At 63.8% G+C, this 14,589-nt stretch carries 16 protein-coding genes; 6 read left to right on the forward strand and 10 right to left on the reverse strand.

Going from position 1 to position 14,589, the window contains the following annotated elements:
* Nucleotides 1-586: 586 nt before the first annotated feature.
* Together P6U24_RS20020 and P6U24_RS20025 are read right to left on the reverse strand one after the other, a co-directional pair.
* A complete protein-coding gene (locus P6U24_RS20020; RefSeq protein ID WP_407154243.1) occupies nt 587-844 on the reverse strand; it encodes a hypothetical protein in 258 nt (85 codons plus the stop codon).
* Between the two features lie 193 nt (nt 845-1,037).
* Nucleotides 1,038-2,093 carry a DUF2778 domain-containing protein gene (locus P6U24_RS20025; protein WP_407154244.1) on the reverse strand — a complete coding sequence of 352 codons (1,056 nt, stop codon included), beginning with the start codon at nt 2,091-2,093 and terminating at the stop codon, nt 1,038-1,040.
* A gap of 238 nt (nt 2,094-2,331) precedes the next feature.
* Between P6U24_RS20025 and P6U24_RS20030 the strand changes: the two genes are divergently transcribed.
* The 3 genes from P6U24_RS20030 (at nt 2,332) to P6U24_RS20040 (ending at nt 5,358) form a co-directional block, all read left to right on the forward strand.
* Complete coding sequence (locus tag P6U24_RS20030) at nt 2,332-2,766, forward strand: DUF1810 domain-containing protein (protein WP_407154245.1); 435 nt, start codon at nt 2,332-2,334, stop codon at nt 2,764-2,766.
* Between the two features lie 147 nt (nt 2,767-2,913).
* Nucleotides 2,914-4,992, forward strand: coding sequence for a methyl-accepting chemotaxis protein (locus P6U24_RS20035; protein WP_407154246.1), 2,079 nt, complete (start codon nt 2,914-2,916; stop codon nt 4,990-4,992).
* A 120-nt stretch (nt 4,993-5,112) separates the two neighbouring features.
* Entirely contained in the window at nt 5,113-5,358 is a 246-nt protein-coding gene (locus P6U24_RS20040; protein ID WP_407154247.1) for a hypothetical protein, read from the forward strand.
* A gap of 48 nt (nt 5,359-5,406) precedes the next feature.
* Here P6U24_RS20040 and P6U24_RS20045 read toward each other — a convergent pair whose 3' ends face one another.
* The 6 genes from P6U24_RS20045 to P6U24_RS20070 form a co-directional block, all read right to left on the reverse strand.
* Nucleotides 5,407-7,029: an ABC-F family ATP-binding cassette domain-containing protein gene (locus P6U24_RS20045; RefSeq protein WP_407154248.1), complete on the reverse strand. Its 1,623-nt coding sequence runs from the start codon at nt 7,027-7,029 to the stop codon at nt 5,407-5,409.
* 102 nt (nt 7,030-7,131) lie between these two features.
* A complete protein-coding gene (locus P6U24_RS20050; protein ID WP_407154249.1) occupies nt 7,132-7,281 on the reverse strand; it encodes a hypothetical protein in 150 nt (49 codons plus the stop codon).
* A gap of 84 nt (nt 7,282-7,365) precedes the next feature.
* Nucleotides 7,366-8,190: a tetratricopeptide repeat protein gene (locus tag P6U24_RS20055; protein WP_407160526.1), complete on the reverse strand. Its 825-nt coding sequence runs from the start codon at nt 8,188-8,190 to the stop codon at nt 7,366-7,368.
* A 38-nt stretch (nt 8,191-8,228) separates the two neighbouring features.
* Nucleotides 8,229-8,879 carry a substrate-binding domain-containing protein gene (locus tag P6U24_RS20060; protein ID WP_407160527.1) on the reverse strand — a complete coding sequence of 217 codons (651 nt, stop codon included), beginning with the start codon at nt 8,877-8,879 and terminating at the stop codon, nt 8,229-8,231.
* Between the two features lie 41 nt (nt 8,880-8,920).
* Nucleotides 8,921-9,625, reverse strand: coding sequence for a GrlR family regulatory protein (locus P6U24_RS20065; protein WP_407154250.1), 705 nt, complete (start codon nt 9,623-9,625; stop codon nt 8,921-8,923).
* 174 nt (nt 9,626-9,799) lie between these two features.
* Nucleotides 9,800-10,834: a glutamine synthetase beta-grasp domain-containing protein gene (locus P6U24_RS20070; protein WP_407154251.1), complete on the reverse strand. Its 1,035-nt coding sequence runs from the start codon at nt 10,832-10,834 to the stop codon at nt 9,800-9,802.
* Nucleotides 10,835-11,380: 546 nt separating this feature from the next.
* Between P6U24_RS20070 and P6U24_RS20075 the strand changes: the two genes are divergently transcribed.
* Nucleotides 11,381-11,578, forward strand: a complete 198-nt coding sequence (locus P6U24_RS20075) for a DUF2735 domain-containing protein (protein WP_407154252.1) — start codon at nt 11,381-11,383, stop codon at nt 11,576-11,578.
* Nucleotides 11,579-11,743: 165 nt separating this feature from the next.
* Nucleotides 11,744-12,487 carry a tyrosine-protein phosphatase gene (locus P6U24_RS20080; RefSeq protein WP_407154253.1) on the forward strand — a complete coding sequence of 248 codons (744 nt, stop codon included), beginning with the start codon at nt 11,744-11,746 and terminating at the stop codon, nt 12,485-12,487.
* Between the two features lie 122 nt (nt 12,488-12,609).
* Here the strand turns inward: P6U24_RS20080 and P6U24_RS20085 are convergent, their stop codons facing one another.
* Together P6U24_RS20085 and P6U24_RS20090 are read right to left on the reverse strand one after the other, a co-directional pair.
* On the reverse strand, nt 12,610-12,828 hold the full coding sequence (locus P6U24_RS20085; protein ID WP_407154254.1) for a hypothetical protein: 219 nt from the start codon (nt 12,826-12,828) through the stop codon (nt 12,610-12,612).
* 110 nt (nt 12,829-12,938) lie between these two features.
* Complete coding sequence (locus P6U24_RS20090; RefSeq protein WP_407154255.1) at nt 12,939-13,697, reverse strand: SGNH/GDSL hydrolase family protein; 759 nt, start codon at nt 13,695-13,697, stop codon at nt 12,939-12,941.
* Between the two features lie 131 nt (nt 13,698-13,828).
* Between P6U24_RS20090 and fabG the strand changes: the two genes are divergently transcribed.
* Nucleotides 13,829-14,509, forward strand: coding sequence for a 3-oxoacyl-ACP reductase FabG (gene fabG / locus P6U24_RS20095; protein WP_407154256.1), 681 nt, complete (start codon nt 13,829-13,831; stop codon nt 14,507-14,509).
* Nucleotides 14,510-14,589 lie beyond the last annotated feature (80 nt).

Here is a 14,589-nt window from a genome sequence, read left to right on the forward strand (position 1 = left end):
CTCGCAGCATGCTTTGTGCGTGCGGACGAACGAGGTCGATGCGTACGCGAAATCGTGTGGTCCTGGCCTCCCGGTGCTGAGGCCCAGCGCAACGCGCCTCGCGCGTTGTCGCGACACGGGGACAATCAAGCCGGTCCCCGAGGAGAGCGCGTATAAGCGTTAAGACCATCGCGCAGGGAATGCCGGGCTGTTCGGCTGGACCTGTGGTGACTGCCGCCTGCTTTCTTTGTTGCAGGCGGGCCATGGGTGCGGCCAGCACCCGGCATTCCCTGCGCCCTCCTCGTTGAGGAGGGTTCGTTCGAGCAGCATGACTCGGGCACTCAGTGCCGCGAGAACGCAATTGCTCGCTGTTTGAAACTCAAGCGCCCCACGCTCAGCTGTCGTCCCGGGCAAGTCCCGGCAACGCGCCAGCGTTGTCCGGGCGCAGACCCGGGATCCATAACCACAGGGAGTTATTGTTTTGCGAGGGCCAACGACGAGCCTGCCACGAACTGCGCTCTGTGGTTATGGGTCCTCGCGTTCGCGAGGACGACACCGGAATATGCCTCTTGAGCGTGATACCCTCCCGAGACAAGCGAGTCATGCCTCACAACAGCTTTGCGCTCACGAAAAGCGTGCGCACCGCATTGGTGGCCTGGATCGTCATGATTGCATTGTCGGCGGCCGCCTCCAGCGAATCCATCGCCTGATCGTGCAGCGACTTGAACTCCATCCATTCTACCGAATTGAGGCTGGACAAGAACTGGTAGGCCTGCCCCACGGTCGAGATCGCAGTCGACTTGCCGTTCACCTTGATGTTGAACGTGGTGCGCAACCGCGTCTCAGAGCTTGCGGGGTCGCTCATATCAGATGCTCCGGAAACGAGTGCTCGGATTCCTCAAGCTCGCCGTCGTATCGCGGAGCCCGGAATCATGGTCCGCTCTAGCAAATATGATTCGTGTACGCTTTTGAATTTGCGCGCGAAAGATGCGGGCCCGGCTGGACCTGAAGAGGAACTACGGAAGACCGCCAAACCGCGCTGCGGCGCAGGCGAAACGTCACTGATCCGGGGACTTCTGCGCCGTCCGGGTCGCAACCGCCGATTGGAGGCTCGTCACGACCACGAGCTTGGAGAACTCGCCATCGTCATAGGCCTTGAGGAACCGATCATAATTCTTGATCGAGACACAGCCGTTCGAGTCGCCGTCCGGCCCAAGCATATAGCTGTGGGTGAGCAGGCCGACGCGGCCGAGGGTCGAGCCCTCGACCGCTGTCATGCGCAGGGCACGGACGCCGTGGAACAGCTTTTCGCGCGGCTTCAGCTCATAAGTGGCTGGCGGCGTCGCGCCGACCATGCGCTGGGAGACATGGCCGGGGTCATCGCGGAGGTCGCCCATGCCGGAATGCGCCTCGAGACCGATGCCCGAAGGCAGATAGAGCATCTTGGCGGTGATGTCGTAGACGGCTGTCTGCCGGTCATAACCGAGCGCTCCGAGATCGATGCCGGAGCGAACGATGCCCCCGCCGTCCGGCGCCAGCGAAGCCAGCCTGACCGGATGCGGCAGCAGATCGGAGAGCTTCTGCAGCAGCGAGCGATCGTCGGGGTGCGCGTTCGGATCGACCTGCGCCAGCGACGGCACCAGGCTGGCCGGCAGGTTGGCGGCGGCAGGCCGGGGCCGCGGCAGCGGGACGCCGGGGGCCGGCATTGCCACGCTCGTGGTGCCTTCGACCAAGGTCGGCCGGAAATCGCCGGCGCCCAGATCGCGCGATGTCGGATCCGGCATGCCCATGCCCCGGACCAGCGCCGCCCGCGCATCGAGAAGCTGGCGATCAAGCGCACGGGTGGCGAATCGGTCGAGGGCCTGCACGGCCTCGCTCGCGGGATAGGTAGCAGACGGCGCGGAGCCGAAGCGCGACTCGAATGTCGAGGCGGGAGCGGGTGGAGGCGCCGGCAAAGCGGCGGCGGCAAGCGGGGCGCGATCCGCGTCGGCGCTCACCCAGGCCGCCGCGCCGGCTGCCACCGCGAGCGCGGCAAGCACAAGCGCAATCGCCTCCGACCGTCCGATGCGGCCGCGCGACAACAGCACTTCAAGACTTACGTCGTCGGAAGCCATCGCAACCCCAATACACTCCCCATCGGATCGCCTCAAGCTGGGCGTCCGACCCCGCGGGGAGATTCGACCCGTCGTGGCATAGGATGGACAAGAGTGCGGCATAATCTAGACAAAGCCCAGACAAGTTTTGTCCGGCCGAGCTGCAACCAGGACGCCCCACGTCCTCGAAAAGCACGCCGGAGCTTGGTCAAACGCCATTCAAATCAAAGGCTTGCAGATCAAAAACTTGGAGACATCCATGAACAGGCTAGCTCATGATCTGAACCGTTTTGTGGAGGCCCAGGCCCCGATCTACCCGCGCGTGATTGCCGAACTTGCGGCCGGCGCCAAGCAAAGCCACTGGATGTGGTTCATCTTTCCGCAAATCACCGGGCTCGGCTCCTCTGTCATGGCGCAGCGCTACGCGATTGATTCGCGCGCGGAGGCTGAGGCCTATCTCGCCCATCCCGTGCTCGGCCCGCGCCTGATCGAATGCACGCGCCTCGTGCTCGGCGTCACCGGCAAGACCATCCGCGCCATTCTCGGCTCGCCCGACGATCTCAAGTTTCGTTCGTCGATGACTTTATTCGATGCCGTCTCCGACAATCCGATCTTCGCGGAAGCAATCGAGAAATACTACGCGGGCGAAAAAGATCAGGCGACACTCGCAACTCTGGAGCGCATGGCCGGCTAATCCTGAGCGAAAAACAACGCACGCGAGAAGAGACATCTTTCGGGATGATGCAAAATGCCTACGCAATAGGCACAGATAAACCCGCGATTAATCCGCGCATTTTAGGGTCACGGTACACATTTTTCTAACCGTGATTGGTCCAGTCGCATGAAGCTCGGCGCCCTGCTCACGATTTCGATTGTCTCTTTGTCCACGGTTGGCGGCGGCATTTCGCTCTACGTCGCCGCAACGAAGTACCAGACCATGGGCCAGGTGTCCGTCGCGCAAGCCCGGCTTGCGGTGGTGCGGGCCGCCGGCGACATCCCACGCTATCTCAACCCGGAACGCGGCTTTGCCACCAACATCCTGTTCGGGCCGCCCGTCATCGATCCCAAGCAACGCGCCGATCTCGACACCTATCGCAAGCAGACCGACGGCGCAGTCGACAAGATGATGGAGGTGCGAAAACAGCTCTCCGGGCTCGATGATGCCGATGCGGTGGCGAGCGCCATCAATGCCTTGAAGGCGAAATTCGCCGGCCTCCGCGATACGATGGATCAGGGCCTCGCCAAGCCGCCTGAGGCGCGCCGCGACGCCGCAAAGGCTGCCGTCGCCGAGAACAGTGCCTTCAACGCCGCGGTCGCCGACCTGCTCGATGGTCAGGTGCGCAGGCTCGCTGCGCTCGACGGCGATGCCTTCCGCCAGGCCACCTACGCCAACGTCGCCTGGGCGCTGCGCGACATCGGCGGTCTCAATGCCAGCCTGCACAAGGCGCTGGTCGGCGCCAAACGTGCCGCCACTGACGCGGAGATCAAGGAGCTCTATCGCAGTCAGGGCCGCACCGATCAGATCCTGCTCACGCTGGAGGAGCTGCGCAAGAACCCGGCGACGCCAGCCGGCGTCGTCGCGGCGCTGCAGCGCATGAACGAGGCCTATGTTCAGCGCTTCGGCCAGGAATTGAAGATGGTGAAGGACGGCGCCGCGACCGGCAAGTATGAGCATGATGTCGACGCTTTCTATGCGGAATCCCAGCGCGGTCTCGGCACCATCATCGGCGTGCGCGACGCGTTCTACGACAACGCCGAGCAGATCCTCAGCTCGGCCTATGCCTCTGCCCGCGTCAGCTTTTTCGTGGCCCTCGCGGTGCTCGTTTCCTTTGTTGCGGTCAGCGCCGGTCTGATCGTCATGGTCCGCCGACGGATTTGCCAGCCGATCGTCGATCTCACGATGTCGATGGAGCGCCTCGCCGGCGGCGATGTGGACTGCGCGATCGCGGGCCTGGAGCGCGACGACGAGATCGGCGCGATGGCCGCGGCCGTCGGCGTGTTCAAGGACAACATGATCCGGGCGGACACGCTCGCCGCGGAGAAGGCCACCGAGAGCGACGTCAAGATGCGGCGAGCGCAGATGCTCGACGAACTCGCCCGCAGCTTCGAGATCGAGGTCACCAGACTGATCGGCGGCCTGTCGGGCGCCTCCGCGGAGATGGAGACCACCGCGCAATCGATGTCCTCCACCGCTGACGCCACCAACCGGCAGGCCGGCCTGGTTGCCAGCGCCTCCGAGCGGACTTCGGGCAATGTGCAGACGGTCGCCAGCGCGACCGAGGAGCTGACCTCCTCGATCTCCGAGATCGGCCGCCAGGTCGCCCAGTCGACCGAGATCGCCGCGCGCGCCGTCGACAATGCGCGGCGCACGGGCGACACCGCCCGCTCGCTGGCCGAAGGCGCGCAGAAGATCGGCGATGTCGTCACCCTGATCCGCAGCATCGCCGAGCAAACCAACCTTCTGGCGCTGAACGCGACCATCGAGGCCGCGCGCGCCGGTGAAGCCGGTCGCGGCTTCGCCGTCGTGGCCTCCGAGGTCAAGTCGCTTGCCGAACAGACCGCGAAAGCCACCAGCGAGATTTCGGAGCAGATCACCTCGATCCAGACCGCCAGCGACGAGACGGTGGCGGCGATCCAGGACGTCGTGAACGTCATCACCGAGATCGACCAGATCGGGGTTGCGATCGCCTCCGCGATCGAGCAGCAGGGCTCGGCAACATCGGAGATCTCGCGCAGCGTCCAGGACGCCGCACGCGGCACGCGCGAGGTCAACAGCAACATCTCCGGCGTGCAGCAGGCGGCCGACCAGACCGGTCAGGCGGCTCAGCAGGTGCTGTCGGCCGCCGCGCAATTGTCCTCGCAATCGCGCGACCTGGCCGGCCAGGTCAACCGCTTCCTCTCGGAGGTGCGGGCGGCCTGACGATGCGGCCGGGGCGGTTGATGAACGGGGATTTCTCGCCAGAGCGAGGCGCGGTAACTTGATCGCGCCAAGATTTGTGGCTCCCATCTGGAGTGTTGTTTTTTCACAGGAGACGCACCGATGAGGAAATTGTTTCTGGTTGCCGCGCTCGCCAGCTTCGCAGCCGGCTCCGCCTTCGCGCAGGACAGCTGCGAGACCAAGGCGGTCGGCAAGGACGGCAAGCCGCTCGCCGGCGCGGCCAAGACCTCGTTCATGAAGAAGTGCATGGCGGATGAGTGCGCGGCCAAGGCGGTCGGCTCCGACGGCAAGAAGCTCGCGGGAGCCGCCAAGACCTCCTTCATGAAGAAGTGCGAGGCCGGCGGCTAGGCCGGTACGACGTCGGCCTGCCCCGCTTGCTTCAGGCGGGGCAGCGCCTCAGCTGCGCAGGCCCGGCGCCTCGTGGCCGCTGCGCGCGACATATTCGGTGTAGCCGCCGCCATATTGGTGGATGCCGTCGTCGGTGAGCTCGAGCACGCGGTTCGACAGCGCCGCCAGGAAGTGGCGGTCGTGGGAGACGAACAGCATGGTGCCTTCGAATTCCGACAGCGCCGCGATCAGCATCTCCTTGGTCGCCATGTCCAGATGGTTGGTCGGCTCGTCCAGCACCAGGAAGTTCGGCGGGTCGTACAGCATCTTTGCCATTACCAGCCGTGCCTTCTCGCCACCCGACAGCACACGGCATCGTTTCTCGACATCGTCGCCGGAGAAGCCGAAGCACCCGGCCAGCGCGCGCAGCGAGCCCTGCCCCGCCTGCGGAAACGCATCTTCCAGCGACTGGAACACAGTGCGGTCCCCATCGAGCAGGTCCATCGCGTGCTGGGCGAAGTAGCCCATCTTGACGCTGCCGCCGATCGTCACCGAGCCATCATCGGGATCAGTCGCGCCGGCGACGAGCTTCAAGAGCGTCGACTTGCCAGCGCCGTTGACGCCCATCACGCACCAGCGCTCGCGGCGACGGATCATGAAGTGCAGCCCCTCATAGATCCGGCGGCTGCCATAAGCCTTGTGCACGTTCTTCAGGCTGACCACGTCCTCCCCCGAACGCGGCGCAACCTGGAACTCAAACGCCACGGTCTGGCGCCGCTTCGGTGGCTCGACGCGCTCGATCTTGTCGAGCTTTTTCACGCGGCTCTGCACCTGCGCCGCGTGCGAGGCCCGCGCCTTGAAGCGCTCGATGAACTTGATCTCCTTGGCGAGCATCGCTTGCTGGCGCTCATACTGCGCCTGCTGCTGCTTCTCGTTCTGCGCGCGCTGCTGCTCGTAAAATTCATAATTGCCGGAATAGGTCGTGAGCTGGCCGCCATCGATCTCGACCACCTTGCCGATGACCCGGTTGATGAACTCGCGATCATGCGAGGTCATCATCAGCGCGCCCTCGTAGTTTCTGAGGAACTGCTCCAGCCAGATCAGGCTTTCGAGGTCGAGATGGTTGCTTGGTTCGTCCAGCAGCATCACGTCGGGACGCATCAGGAGGATGCGGGCCAGTGCCACGCGCATCTTCCAGCCGCCGGAGAGCTTGCCGACGTCGCCGTCCATCATCTCCTGGCTGAAGCCAAGGCCCGCCAGCGCCTCGCGTGCGCGGCTGTCCAGCGCATAGCCGTCGAGCTCCTCGAAACGGGCCAGCACGTCGCCATAGCGCGCGATGATCTCGTCCATCTCGTCGGCGCGGTCGGGATCGGCCATCGCCGCCTCCAGCGCCTTCAATTCGCTCGCCACCGCCGACACCGGGCCGGCGCCATCCATCACCTCGGCAACCGCGCTGCGGCCCGACATCTCGCCGACATCCTGGTTGAAATAGCCGATCGAGATGCCGCGATCGAGCGACACCTGCCCCTCGTCCGGCTGCTCCTGCCCCGCAATCATACGGAACAGCGTCGATTTTCCGGCGCCGTTGGGGCCGACGAGGCCGATCTTCTCGCCCTTCTGCAGGGCTGCGGATGCTTCGATGAAGAGGATCTGGTGGCCGACTTGCTTGCTGACGTTATCGAGGCGGATCATGTGGGCTCAAGAGCGTGGACCGATTTGCCGCCGCTCTTAGTCGATGCTGCGCCGCAGTGGAAGGCGCTTTTCGCGCTTCCGATCCCCTGCTTCCAAGCCGCCCTAATGCCGCTTGAAATATTGCACCTCGCGCTCGTGCTTTTCGGCCGCCGCGCGCGATTTGAACGTGCCGAGGTTACGCCGCTTGCCGGTCCTCGGATCGACCTTGCGCGAATAGAGCCGGTATTCGCCGGAACGCAACTTGCGGATCATGACCGATCTCCTCCGTATTCGCCCCATCAACCGGCGCGCTCGGCTTGCGTTCCCGAGCAAAGCCAGCGTGCAACGCTCGATGAATCAGAAACAGAGATTACTGACGAGATTACCGCGCTTGTCCTTGAGCACGATCGGACAGTCCAGCCGCTTGAGCGCCTTCTTGGCGTCCTCATCGCCGAGGTCCGCTGCGCGTTGATAGTAGCTCTTGGCGGCGGCCGTATCCTTCGGACCGCCGCGGCCGTGCTCGGAGAATTCTCCCATCCGCGCCAAAGCGCCCGGATGGTTCTGTGCAGCCGCTTTCTCGAACAGCGCCCTTGCACCCTCCTCGTCCTTGGCGCCGCCGGTGCCGTCGGCGAGCATCAGCCCGAGCTGGTATTGTGCCTCCGCGTTGGTCTGGGCTGCCTTGGCGAGCAGTTCGCGCGCTCGCGCGGGATCGGCGGGCGCAGCAGCACCACCGCCAAGCGCGGCAAGATTGCTGACGCCGCGCGGATTGCCGGCCTGCGCAGCACGTTCGAACAGCTTGCGCGCCTGCGATTCGTCCTTGGGCACGCCCGTGCCGGTGGCATGGAGCACACCAAGCTCGACCATCGCCGAGGTCGAGCCCTTGTCAGCGGCCTTGCGCCAGGCCGCGATCGCCTCCACCATCTGCCGGTTGGCCGCATAGGCCCGGCCGAGCTGGAACAGCGCCCGCCGCGACGCTTGAGCTTGCTTGCAGAACCTGATCGCGGTCGGAATGTCGGCGCTGGCGATCTCGGTCACGCCTTTGACGTCGGCCGGCTTGTCGGGATCGGACGGATCGGCGGCGATGCGATCGCACAGCACGAGATCAGCCGATTGCGCCCGCACGTCCAATGGCGCAAGCACGATGGCCGCCAGCACGACGAATAAGGAATGCACGCCTTTCATCATCATGGCCTGAACATTGCTGAGCTGCGCTGCCAATTTCAAGGCTCCAATCCTGCGGCGCGCAGCGCGTCGGAAAATTCAGGCGACGCCAGATGGCGCAACAGATCTCGGGCCGTCGCACGCCGCGGCGACGCGGTCATCAGGCCGGCGGAAAATACGGCCGGCGTCTGCAGCGCATGCGGGATCGGTCCGACGACCTCGACGCCGCCAACTTGCTTCAGCTCGCTGATCTGCTGAACCGCCAGCTCCGCCTCGCCTGATACCAAGCGCGCCGCGGTGAGGCCCGAGGGAATGATGACGGCCTTGGCGTTGATCTCGGCGGCAATTCCCATCCGCGCAATGAGACCGGCGAACAGGATGCCGCTGGCGCCGATCCGTGAGTAAGCCACGGCGCGTGCCGTCAGTAACGTCTTCCGCAAGGCCGCTTCATCGGCGATATCGGGATGTGTCGCACCAGCTCTGACCGCAATGCCGACATAAGAGCGCGCAAGATCCGTGCAGCTCTCAGCCACTACCATCCCGGCACCGGCAAGCTCATGCAGGCCCTCGCGGGTGAGGATCACGAGATCCGCCTGCTCTCCCGCGCGCAGCCGCTCGAGGAGTGCGAGCGTCGGCGCGAAGTCCGCGTCGATCCGACAGCCGCTCGCGTGTAGATAGGGATCGGCAAGGTCCTGCACCGCGCCTCTCATGGCCAGCGTCGAAAGCAGGCGCACGGCATCGCTCACTGCATTCAAGCCCGCTGCAGCAGCCTGAGCGCAGCGCTGAGACGCAGGCTGCGCTTGCCGGCCAGCGCCGTCGCCTCGAATTGCGCGCTGTCCATGTCGCAGGTGCCGGCAAAGCCGATGCCGACCTCGTGACCGCCAAAAATCAGGTCCACGCCAAGTGCCGGCGTGTGCTCCTGATTGAGGATCTGTCCTTTCCAGCGGCCATTCCCGGACGTGTAGTTGCCGAGATAGTAGAAATAATTGTCGCCACCGAGAATGCGGCCCTCATTGAGCAGCATCACACCCGTCAACCCGCCGTCGACACCATCGAGCAGGCGGAGGTGGATCGAATAGAGCCCGTTGACGATACCGCCCTCACTCACTCCGCCGAGCGACGGCAGCGACGGCTCCTCGACCGGCGTCAATACCGACTGAAACGGCACGCCCGGCAGCTCGTTGAGCTCGCCGGCAAAACGGTAATTCCTGCCATCCCGGCGACCACGGGCCAGCAAGGTAGCATCGTCGGTGCCCGCCATGGCTGGATAGGCCGGGTCGGGATTGTGCCGGCTGGTCCTGATCTCGATCGCGACCTCTTCACCGATCTGTTCGAACGAGCCGATATGGGCAAAAGCCGAGCTGCCGCCGAGCATGCGACCGTCATGCACATACATGACGCCGCGACCCGGGGTCTGGCCGAGTTGATACCTGCTTGTGTAGAATCCGCCGAACACAGCCGCGTTCCCCTTGCCGGCTGGATGTTGCGCTGCCGTTGATTAACACGGCGAGAAATCGAATGGAAAGTGTGCGAGGTCACAGAGTCCGCCGAAGCAAAAACAAATGATCCACCGGAGCGAAACTCCGGCGGATCATGGCTTGCCGTCCTGGGATTATGTTCGGCGTCTCAGTTAGGCTGCGGCCTTCGCGTCGGTCGGAACCGTCGAGATGGTCTTCAGAACCTGCGACGCGATCTGGTAGGGGTCGCCCTGCGAGTTCGGACGGCGGTCTTCCAGATAACCCTTGTAGCCGTTGTTCACGAAGGAGTGCGGTACGCGGATCGACGCACCGCGATCGGCAACACCCCAGCTGAAGGTATCGATCGAGGCGGTCTCGTGCTTGCCGGTCAGACGCATGTGGTTGTCCGGGCCATAGACCGCGATGTGGTCGGCACGGGCTTCCTTGAACGCGGCCATCAGCTTCTCGAAGTACTCCTTGCCGCCGACTTCGCGCATGTACTTGGTCGAGAAGTTGCAATGCATGCCGGAGCCATTCCAATCGGTGTCACCGAGCGGCTTGCAGTGGAACTCGATGTCGACGCCGTACTTCTCGGTCAGACGCAGCATCAGGTAGCGGGCCATCCACATCTGGTCGGCGGCGGTACGCGAGCCCTTGCCGAAGATCTGGAATTCCCACTGGCCCTTCGCCACCTCGGCATTGATGCCTTCGTGGTTGATGCCGGCCGCGAGGCAGAGATCGAGATGCTCTTCGACCATCTTGCGGGCGAGATCGCCGACGTTCGAATAGCCGACGCCGGTGTAATACGGGCCCTGCGGTGCCGGGTAACCGGACGCCGGGAAGCCGAGCGGACGACCGTCCTTGTAGAAGAAGTACTCCTGCTCGAAGCCGAACCAGGCGTCCGGATCGTCGAGGATGGTCGCGCGCGAGTTCGACGGGTGCGGCGTCTTGCCATCCGGCATCATGACTTCGCACATCACCAGCACGCCATTGGTGCGAGCGGCGTCCGGGAAGACCGCGACCGGCTTCAGCACGCAATCAGAGCTGTGACCCTCGGCCTGCATGGTCGACGAGCCGTCGAACCCCCACAAAGGCAGCTGTTCAAGAGTCGGAAACGAAGAGAATTCCTTGATCTGAGTTTTGCCGCGCAAATTCGGCACCGGCTTGTAGCCATCGAGCCAGATATACTCGAGCTTGTATTTCGTCATTGAGCCTCTCTGCTAAATCGAAAGGTGGGAGGCCAGAAGCACTGGGCCTGCCCCGCTTACCCGGCCACGATCGGCCGGCCTTCCTTAAGCACGTAACGTGCCAAATACTGCGACGCGCCGCCGCACCCCACGCAGATGCGAGGAAGGACATCCCCAGCTTTTTCGGCCCAATGGCGGGTGCGACATAGCACCGCGCCTTGCTGGTTCCCGAGCGGCCTCCGACGACGGCTTATGACAAAATCCCGCTTGTTTTCGCGGCATTTGCGGCGCCGCGATATCCTCCCGATCAAGCCCGCGGCAAGCGAGGGAAATTTTTGAAAAGACCGACGGGCCGCTTCCGCAACCTTCCGCCCGGCTCAGATGTTGATCATCTGCCCGCTGCTTCACGTGGGGCAAACCTCAGACTGCCTTCTAAATGCGCAGAAGCTGATTTTCTTTTCATCAGATTGCATTCTTCAAGGCAGGGGCAAATATCGATTTTGGTAACCCTCAGAGAACGAGTCGGGCGCACCATCGGTTGTAGTCCGATGGAAAGGAGATCGAAGGATGGACACAAATACCGGCCAGGGATCCGCCAGGATCTACCAATTTCCGCGAGGCGGCCGTGCCGCTCTCGGCGGTCGCCGTTACGGCGAGGTCGAGACCACGCAGCAGCCTGCCCCCTCGCTCCAGCCGTCGATCTGCAGCGGCAGCTGGTATCATGAAGAGGCGATCCAGGAAGCCAAGCCGTCATGGGATCACTGATGCCCAAAGCAGCTGGACGAGCGGCCTGCTGCCGTCTCGATTGAAGGGTCGGAACGAAGATCGTTCCGGCCCTTTGTTTTTCGAGCCTTGCCTCATGTTGCGCTCGTAGCGGAACCGTGCGCCGGGGTCATTTTACGGCTGCAGCCGATGGCGTAGACTGGGTCGATGTCAGAGATCCCTCCCCGTCATCTCAACCTCGAAGGCGCCAGCAATTTTCGCGATCTCGGCGGCTACCCGACTGGTGACGGCCGCATGGTGCGCTGGCGCCAGATCTTCCGCTCAAATCATCTCGGTCATCTGACCGAGACCGACATCGTGATCGTGCGCCAGCTCGGCGTCCGCAGCGCATTCGACTTCCGTGGCCGCGAAGAACGTGCGGCAGCTCTTTGCGCGATGGCCGAGATCGCCGTGCATTCGCTGCCGATCGAGCCGACGGTCGTGGCCACCTTGCGCGAGCGCCTCGCCGCCGGATGTCTCACGGCGGAGGATGCGCTGGAGGTCATGCGGGAATCCTACCGGAACTACGTGCGTCTCAGCACGGACAGCTTTCGCGGGCTATTCGCGCATCTGTTGGAAGATCGCGCGCCGCTCGTGATCCACTGCACCGCCGGCAAGGACCGCACCGGCTTTGCCTGCGCCCTGATCCTGCATGCGCTCGGCGTGCCGGACGAGGTGATCGCTGAGGACTATCTGTTGACCAATCGCTTCTATCGGCGCGATCCCACCGCCAGCACCGATCTGCCTGACGACGTCAGGGACGCGATCGGATCGGTCGATGCCTCGTTTCTGGCTGCCGGCTTCGAGGCGGTGCAGGCCGGCTATGGCGGCCTCGAAGGCTATCTCAGAGACGGGCTCGGCATCGGCGAGCAGGAACGCGCCGCATTGCAGGCGCGCTACCTGACGTCCTGACGGACGCTGCAAGAACATGATCCGGACCCGGAGGGCCGCGGCGCGCAAGGTCGAAACCGCTTTTTCCTCGCGACAAACGCGACATGCGTTTGCGCGGAGATGATGCTCGAGCGAAGACGCGCTCAGGCTGCGTCGGCCGGCTCTGCTTCCGCAGCTTCCATTGCATCGAGATCGGCGATGACCTCCTCGAAGGCGGAAATGGCCTGCTGCACGGCGGCGATCTGCATCAACTCCCAGCCGCTGACCGGTCCGGTACGGTTCTGCAGGGCGACCACCAGGTCGCGGCGCTGCTCCTTGAGCTGAACCAGCGGCAAACCATGGTCCGGCAGATGTCTCATCATGGCGAAGCTCCAACACCCCTCTATGGCAGGGATCAAAGCTAGCGCGCCGCCCTCGCGATCCGCTTACGAAACTCCCGATAATTTTATCGAATCTGCGCCTGGCCGCGAGCTTATACCGCGGCCCCCGGGATATCGCCGATTGCGCCCTTGATTGCCGTATAGAGCGCATTGCTAACACCGGCAGTGCCGAACTCGGTCTGATGCAATCGGTCGCTGGCATTGATCAGCTTCTCAATGTCGATATGGTCCTGCTCAACCCAACGTTGCATCAATGCGAAGCGCCGGAACAGATTGACGCCAGCGTCAGTCGCCGCCTGTCTGATCAGTTCGACCATATGGAGCGTGGCCGCCTTCCTGTCGGCATCAGCGGCCTTCTGCTTCTGGGGATCCTTCCTGTCGCACTCGTTCAGGGTCGCGGTCAACAGCTCCGGCGCATATTGCAAGTCCATCAGGATGATGTCTGCTTCCAACGTCTTGAGCCAGCTCAATCCGGCTGCGATGGCTGCGGCGACGCGTGCCGGATCGTAGAGCTCGCGATGGTAGATCGCATTGGTGCCGACTTGCCAGATCACCAAAGCCGGCTCCTCCAAGAGGACATCGGACTCGAACCGCGCAGCCTCCTCGGGCGCCTCCTGGCCGCCAATTCCGCGATTGATGACGTCGACCATTCGGTCCGGAAAACGGGCACGAAGTGCAAGCTCAAGACGGTGAGGATAGGGGATGACATTCCCCTCGCCTGACGTCGAGGATGAACCAATCGCCACAATACGGGTCTTGCGCCGCCCTTTCAGGCTTGCGCGCAAGCGACCAAGTCCGGGGCCGAACGCCATCAGATCAGGATAGGGATTGCAAACGGATCCATCTGTCATCTGCCCCTCCGCCAGTCGACGACGATCTCAAGTTGGATGGTGTTGCGAAGCGCGTGGCATTGCAAGTCCGATCCGTCGCGGCGATATTGAACGGCAGATGCTGGGCGGCGAGAGATCGGGACGAACGTGGGATGAACGGGACTGTCATAGTGGTAACGGGAGCGCTGGGTGCGCTCGGTCGAAGCGTGGCCGAGATTGCGCTGGCGCGCGGGGCCCGCGTGGCCGGCGTCGACCACGCTCAGGCGCAACTGCCCGCGACCGACGACCGTATCGAGCTCGGCGGGGTCGATCTCTCCGATGCCGAGCAAGCCAAGACCGCGATCGACGCGGTGGCCGCGCATTTCGGCCGCCTCGACGCGCTGATCAATATCGCCGGCGGCTTTGCTTTCGAGGCAGCCGCCGATGGCGACGGCAGCGTCTGGCAGAAGATGCACACGATGAACCTGGTGACGGCACTCAATGCATCGCGCGCCGCCATTCCGCATCTGGCGCGTTCGAATTCGGGGCGCATCGTCAATGTCGGGGCGATCGGCGCGCTGCAGGCCGGTGCCGGCATGGGCCCTTACGCCGCCTCCAAGGCCGCCGTGCACCGCCTGACCGAGGCGCTGGCCGCGGAGTGGAAGGGCAAAATCACCGTGAATGCGGTGCTGCCCTCGATCATCGACACTGCCGCCAATCGCGCCAGCATGCCGAAGGCCGATTTCGACAAATGGGTCAAGCCGCAGGAGCTCGCCGAGGTGATCCTGTTCCTGGCGAGCGACGCCGCGAGCGGCGTTACCGGCGCGCTGATACCGGTGGCCGGACGGGTGTAGTCACGACACGCGGCGGAAACAACTTTACGCTGCCATGTATGTCCGCATGCCGTTAGACTCGCGGCGCTTGAGTCGCACCC

The sequence above is a fragment of the Bradyrhizobium sp. STM 3557 genome (assembly GCF_045571465.1).
Lineage (GTDB): Bacteria > Pseudomonadota > Alphaproteobacteria > Rhizobiales > Xanthobacteraceae > Bradyrhizobium.

Coding starts and splice junctions, on each gene's coding strand:
- P6U24_RS20020 (WP_407154243.1), bottom strand. CDS start 844: ATGAGCGACCCCGCAAGCTCTGAGACGCGGTTGCGCACCACGTTCAAC.
- P6U24_RS20025 (WP_407154244.1), bottom strand. CDS start 2,093: ATGGCTTCCGACGACGTAAGTCTTGAAGTGCTGTTGTCGCGCGGCCGC.
- P6U24_RS20030 (WP_407154245.1), top strand. CDS start 2,332: ATGAACAGGCTAGCTCATGATCTGAACCGTTTTGTGGAGGCCCAGGCC.
- P6U24_RS20035 (WP_407154246.1), top strand. CDS start 2,914: ATGAAGCTCGGCGCCCTGCTCACGATTTCGATTGTCTCTTTGTCCACG.
- P6U24_RS20040 (WP_407154247.1), top strand. CDS start 5,113: ATGAGGAAATTGTTTCTGGTTGCCGCGCTCGCCAGCTTCGCAGCCGGC.
- P6U24_RS20045 (WP_407154248.1), bottom strand. CDS start 7,029: ATGATCCGCCTCGATAACGTCAGCAAGCAAGTCGGCCACCAGATCCTC.
- P6U24_RS20050 (WP_407154249.1), bottom strand. CDS start 7,281: ATGATCCGCAAGTTGCGTTCCGGCGAATACCGGCTCTATTCGCGCAAG.
- P6U24_RS20055 (WP_407160526.1), bottom strand. CDS start 8,190: ATGAAAGGCGTGCATTCCTTATTCGTCGTGCTGGCGGCCATCGTGCTT.
- P6U24_RS20060 (WP_407160527.1), bottom strand. CDS start 8,879: ATGAGAGGCGCGGTGCAGGACCTTGCCGATCCCTATCTACACGCGAGC.
- P6U24_RS20070 (WP_407154251.1), bottom strand. CDS start 10,834: ATGACGAAATACAAGCTCGAGTATATCTGGCTCGATGGCTACAAGCCG.
- P6U24_RS20075 (WP_407154252.1), top strand. CDS start 11,381: ATGGACACAAATACCGGCCAGGGATCCGCCAGGATCTACCAATTTCCG.
- P6U24_RS20080 (WP_407154253.1), top strand. CDS start 11,744: ATGTCAGAGATCCCTCCCCGTCATCTCAACCTCGAAGGCGCCAGCAAT.
- P6U24_RS20085 (WP_407154254.1), bottom strand. CDS start 12,828: ATGATGAGACATCTGCCGGACCATGGTTTGCCGCTGGTTCAGCTCAAG.
- P6U24_RS20090 (WP_407154255.1), bottom strand. CDS start 13,697: ATGACAGATGGATCCGTTTGCAATCCCTATCCTGATCTGATGGCGTTC.
- fabG (WP_407154256.1), top strand. CDS start 13,829: ATGAACGGGACTGTCATAGTGGTAACGGGAGCGCTGGGTGCGCTCGGT.